Origin of the sequence: Acinetobacter sp. YH12218, assembly GCF_013417925.1 — a bacterium.
In the GTDB taxonomy this organism is placed as follows: Bacteria; Pseudomonadota; Gammaproteobacteria; order Pseudomonadales; family Moraxellaceae; genus Acinetobacter; species Acinetobacter amyesii.
The window spans coordinates 1-4,617 of record NZ_VPDB01000121.1 but is presented as its reverse complement, the minus strand read 5'-3'; the positions used below and the strand labels follow the sequence as shown (position 1 = coordinate 4,617).

4 protein-coding genes are annotated in these 4,617 nt (G+C 38.0%); all 4 read left to right on the top strand.

All coding sequences use genetic code 11. The annotated features are described in order from the left end of the window. Positions 1-2,142: ATP-binding protein (locus tag FTV03_RS17010; RefSeq protein ID WP_180042346.1), on the top strand; the 2,142-nt coding region annotated here is incomplete at its 5' end. A 12-nt stretch (positions 2,143-2,154) separates the two neighbouring features. Further along, complete coding sequence (locus FTV03_RS17005; protein WP_104469925.1) at positions 2,155-2,793, top strand: hypothetical protein; 639 nt, start codon at positions 2,155-2,157, stop codon at positions 2,791-2,793. Then, a complete protein-coding gene (locus FTV03_RS17000) occupies positions 2,790-4,034 on the top strand; it encodes a hypothetical protein (RefSeq protein ID WP_121533562.1) in 1,245 nt (414 codons plus the stop codon). Before FTV03_RS17005 ends, FTV03_RS17000 begins: the two co-directional genes overlap by 4 nt. A 13-nt stretch (positions 4,035-4,047) precedes the next feature. After that, the coding region (locus FTV03_RS16995) for a hypothetical protein (RefSeq protein ID WP_180042344.1) at positions 4,048-4,617 on the top strand (570 nt) is incomplete at its 3' end.

The following is a 4,617-nucleotide window of genomic DNA, read 5'->3' as shown; positions in this document are numbered from 1 at the left end:
ACTCGAGCTAATGTAGATTTTGATTCAGCTAAACACCATTTAGATAAATCTACACAAACGGAACATCAGTTAAGAGATATCTTGTATCAGAAAAATACATTATTGAGCTTTCTGAAACAATGTCCTGAAGACGATTGGAAACACAACATTGCCAAACTGATTAATCCTAAATTATTTTTGCATACCGGGTTGAAGCCTTCTTGGGACTCAGAACAACAAAGCGGACATGTTAGTTTCTATGGCCTTCATCTTGATACTTCCAAGCTAGATCTTCCGGTTGAAGCCGAATCACTCAATGAATTGGAGCAGCGCCTTGCAAAGGCAACCACTATTTTGGAAGAGGCTAAAGAAAAATACAGCCATACTGAAAAAGCAGTGGCTGTAGCTGCCAAAGCAGTTCAGAATTTTGAGCTAAACCTCATTAAATTACAGAATGAGCTGCGTCAATGCCGAGAAACATTTGATAGTACCCAGCGTATATTTGAGCAATATAAGCAAAAGATCCAAACAAATGTAATGGATCGGAGAAAATTAGCTGAAGGACAACGTGATCAGGCTCGTCAGCGATTAAAATTATTCAATCAACAAGTAAATGTAGAACGCCAAATGATTCATGATCGTTTTGGCAATGAAAAAAACCAAATTCAGCAGAGTTATGATTTCAAAATTAAAGAACAATTAGAACGTAAAGCAATGTTGGATGAAAGATCTAAATCTGTGATTCATAAATGTGATAATAAACTCATAGATCTTGAATCTTTACGTAATAGTGAATTGCAGCAAAAAGGTTTGGATACTACGCTTTATCAAAAGGCACAGGATCAGCTAAAACAACTGAACCATAAATGTCATATCGTGAAAGATTATGAAATCATCTTGATGCAGTACAAGATTTGGTTCGAGCAGGAATACTCTCGTAAAACGGGGATCTGCACTTTAATCGGAAATCTCGAACAAGAAATTTATGCTTTCCGACAAAATTTTGACAAACTGAATGTCAAAACCGAAAAACTTAAACAACAATCACGTCATGAAGTTAACCTTATTGAAAGCAATCTTCAGCAGGTTGAAGAGGAAAATACCAAGATAGCTTCTTTAAGAAACCGTATTAATTCAGTACTGGAAGGTATTCCGCAGATTGAACAGCTTGAGGTTGCTGCGCCGGTTAGTTTTGAATGGTTTTACCGGAATACGGAGGATCATCTCAATCGTCAGAAAGAACAGCTCAAGGAGTTGAAACAATCCCTCAATACCGTACTAAGTATTTTACGCCAGAATAGTGATTTCGAGCTCTATAAGCAGTGGGAAAATCGCATGGCACTATTGGGCAATGTGAACACCACCACATATGATCTTTACGGTATGAAAGAAATCGAAAATATGCTGTTGGTGGATATTCCCACAAAAGAAAACCTCACGATCAATAGTTTTAAACTGGCTACTTACGATTTACGTAATTATGGACAATCTTTGGCTAAATTCCGCCGTAAGCTGAATGCGATATCTAAGGATCTTACGGAGCAAACCAATACAACCAATCCATTTACAGCGTTAGGTAATATTCAGATTGAATTACTTTCTGTACTTGATGGCCTCAATGTCTATGAGCAGTTAGATCGCTTTGAAAAAGATCTGGATGAAGAATCAATCCAGGAATCATCTCAGCTCATACTACCGAGTGAGAAGCTAATACGGTCATTTGAATCAGCTGTTAAAGCATTAGAAAAGTCGAATGTTCAGACTGACGATATCCGCTCTTTAGTCAAACTGCGTATCAGCTATGAGGAAAATAACCGTAAGGTTTATGTGAACAATGATTCTGATTTGCTTTCCGGCAGTAGTACTGGTTTATCACGATTAATTGTCATTATTATCTTTACGGCTTTAACACGAAAACTATGTCCAGATATCAATACAGTCATCCATGTACCACTCGATGAAATCGGCCAGTTTGATTCACAAAATACAATGCGATTATTCGAGTTGATGCAAAAGCAGAATATTTATCTAGTCTGCGCTCAGCCGAACTTATCCAGTGAATTAAGTGAAAGCTTTGTGCATAAGAATGATATCGACCGAAACTTCGGTATACGCAAGTTTAAAACCCAGAAAAACGAAAAACCTAATCCGCTTTTAGCCTAGTGGGGACCTATTATGCAAATTGCTAAATCAATTTTTTCTGACATTGTAAATGTTTTAATTTCTGGAGGAATTATTGATGAACATGTCCACAAAGATCTCTACCACAAGCTCCAAGATGATCTGGTCTTGGAGGAAATAAATAATTATCTCGATTGGATGGGAAAAAAGTGCGTCCGTACCAAAGATAATTATGGGTTCTACTGTGTCTTTAGTGAAAGTCGCAAGAACAAAGCAACCCGTGAACTTCTAAGAAAACAGTTCAGCGAAATTGTGTCGAAAATGGAGCCCTTGAATGACTGGCTTCGCTTATGCCGTTCAATAAAAGACAATAGTCGTATCATGCAATGTGGGGATACGGTGACTTATGGTGAACTCATCACTGAGGTTGAACGATCTCCACTGATTATGTCGCAACTTAAGGAATTGGTCATTAAATTAGGTAAGGCATCCACCTCACCCAAAGAGCAGATTAGCTCTGTGCTTCAATACCTTGTCAGCAATCAATATCTACATCCAACCGGCAACACTGGCACGACTTATATTGCGACAGCTAAGTGGTCTGTTTTCTATGATGAGCTAGAATACATTTGTACTTTTAATGGCATCAATTACGATGAAATACCTGAACCGGAGCAGGGCGAGCTGATATGAGTGAGTTGGAATATCCAGCAGCCAAAGCGGCAAAAGCGCTCAACAACTATATTGAGCATATCGGTAATGCGATTGTATTTAACAACGCAATTGTGCCTGTAAATGATGACAATGAGTATTTAATCAAAGTATTGAATAAAGCAGAACTTGGCTATTTCAACACTGAAAAAAATGGCTTTAACTTATACAACCACGTGATTTCATTCGTAACGTATTATGAGAAAAAACGTAGGGTTACTGACAGCTCTAAACAGATTCATAAACTTATTTCAGATATTCGTGCCAATATCAGTGAATTTGAAACGACCAAACTCAAAAGTGTAGAAGATGCTGAAATTTATAAGGATGAAATTAGTGAAGGTATTGTTGAATTAGCCAATACTATTTTTGAGAGCTGCTATGATTTCTCCACCCAAGCACTTCAAGACCTGGCATTGTTTAACAATCTTGAGGTCCGTATTCAACGCATTGAAAAAACCATCAGGATTTTAAGTTCATTGACTGAAGTGATGGGCGCACTTTCAACCAACGCAATGCTTGAGCTTGGTGCTTCAGATAAAGATCTTGAAAGTTTGGTGGTAAATAAGCTGATCCCCGTATTCATTATCTGTAGTAAAGAGGTGAAATACAGTGCTTCTAAATTAAACAAGCAGTTGTTTGATTGGAAACAAGAATTATCTTCGCAGAAAAAAAGCAACATGGTGGATGCTTTCCACCGCTTTTTAAAAGGAAAATCTACATTAAACCTGGAGTTTGATGAAGCGACGGCGTCAGAAGTTTTTTATCATGTGCCATGCAGTGAACTCATCAGCTATGCAGATCTGGATGCTGATGAAGAACAGGAAACGCTACGTGAACTTGGCTCAAAAGTATTTGCCAAGCGTGAAAAACGGATAGAGCAGAATAAAAATCAAGAAAATCTGCCAGATGTTAGAGAAGGGAGTGAGGTTGTTGAACAGCCTTTAACTGCTTTAGAAATTGCTACGAGTAATTTCTTTGATGCATTGCTTGTGGATGAGGGAAAACATCAACAATTGAGTGGCGTTGAAACATATGAGCTGCTAATGCCAGGATGCGATATCGATTTTTGGCTGATCGCTTTAACCAGCCACTATAGAAACCGATTCAAAGATAAATTGAACATGGAATTTGTCGAAACTATAGATCCTATATTTGATGGAAACAGTTGTGTATCTGATGTCATCATTTCTCGAACTGATAAATTGCAACAGATTGCCTGATAGGAGAACATGAGTGACATTTGGTATACGTGAACTATCGGTAATTCAGACGGCATTGCAATTAAAAAAGCGGTCTATGGCATTCAATAAAACCTGGCAAAAAGTTCATCAGGATTATCAGATTGGTATGGTCCATGGTAAGGAGCTTCACCTTACATCCAAAGAACTGGAGTATTTGGAGCGCTGTATCTATGCAAAACAGGTTAAAGTCGCTCCTGAACAGTCTCTGAATTTAGAATCTGATCGTATGGATTTGTTAAACTTTTTGAAAGATGAAAAGTCTGGTGGATATTCTGTATTCGGCGATCAACTTGTATTTGCATCGGTGCATGCAAAATTGCCATTAAAACAGGAAGAGGTAACGATTGGATATAAGGGCTTAGTGCCCACGGTTCATGCCCATGTGTTGTGTTGCAATAAGATTGAAAAACTGATTATTGTTGAAAATGGAACGATGTTGACGAGACTGTTTGATTGGTATGAACAGCTACCTGAAAAATGGCAAGACAGTCTATTTTTATATCGTGGTCAGGGTCAAAATGCACGTCAGGTGTTTGAATTACTAGCCAAACTTCCCGAACAT

Coding starts and splice junctions, on each gene's coding strand:
- FTV03_RS17005 (WP_104469925.1), top strand. CDS start 2,155: ATGCAAATTGCTAAATCAATTTTTTCTGACATTGTAAATGTTTTAATT.
- FTV03_RS17000 (WP_121533562.1), top strand. CDS start 2,790: ATGAGTGAGTTGGAATATCCAGCAGCCAAAGCGGCAAAAGCGCTCAAC.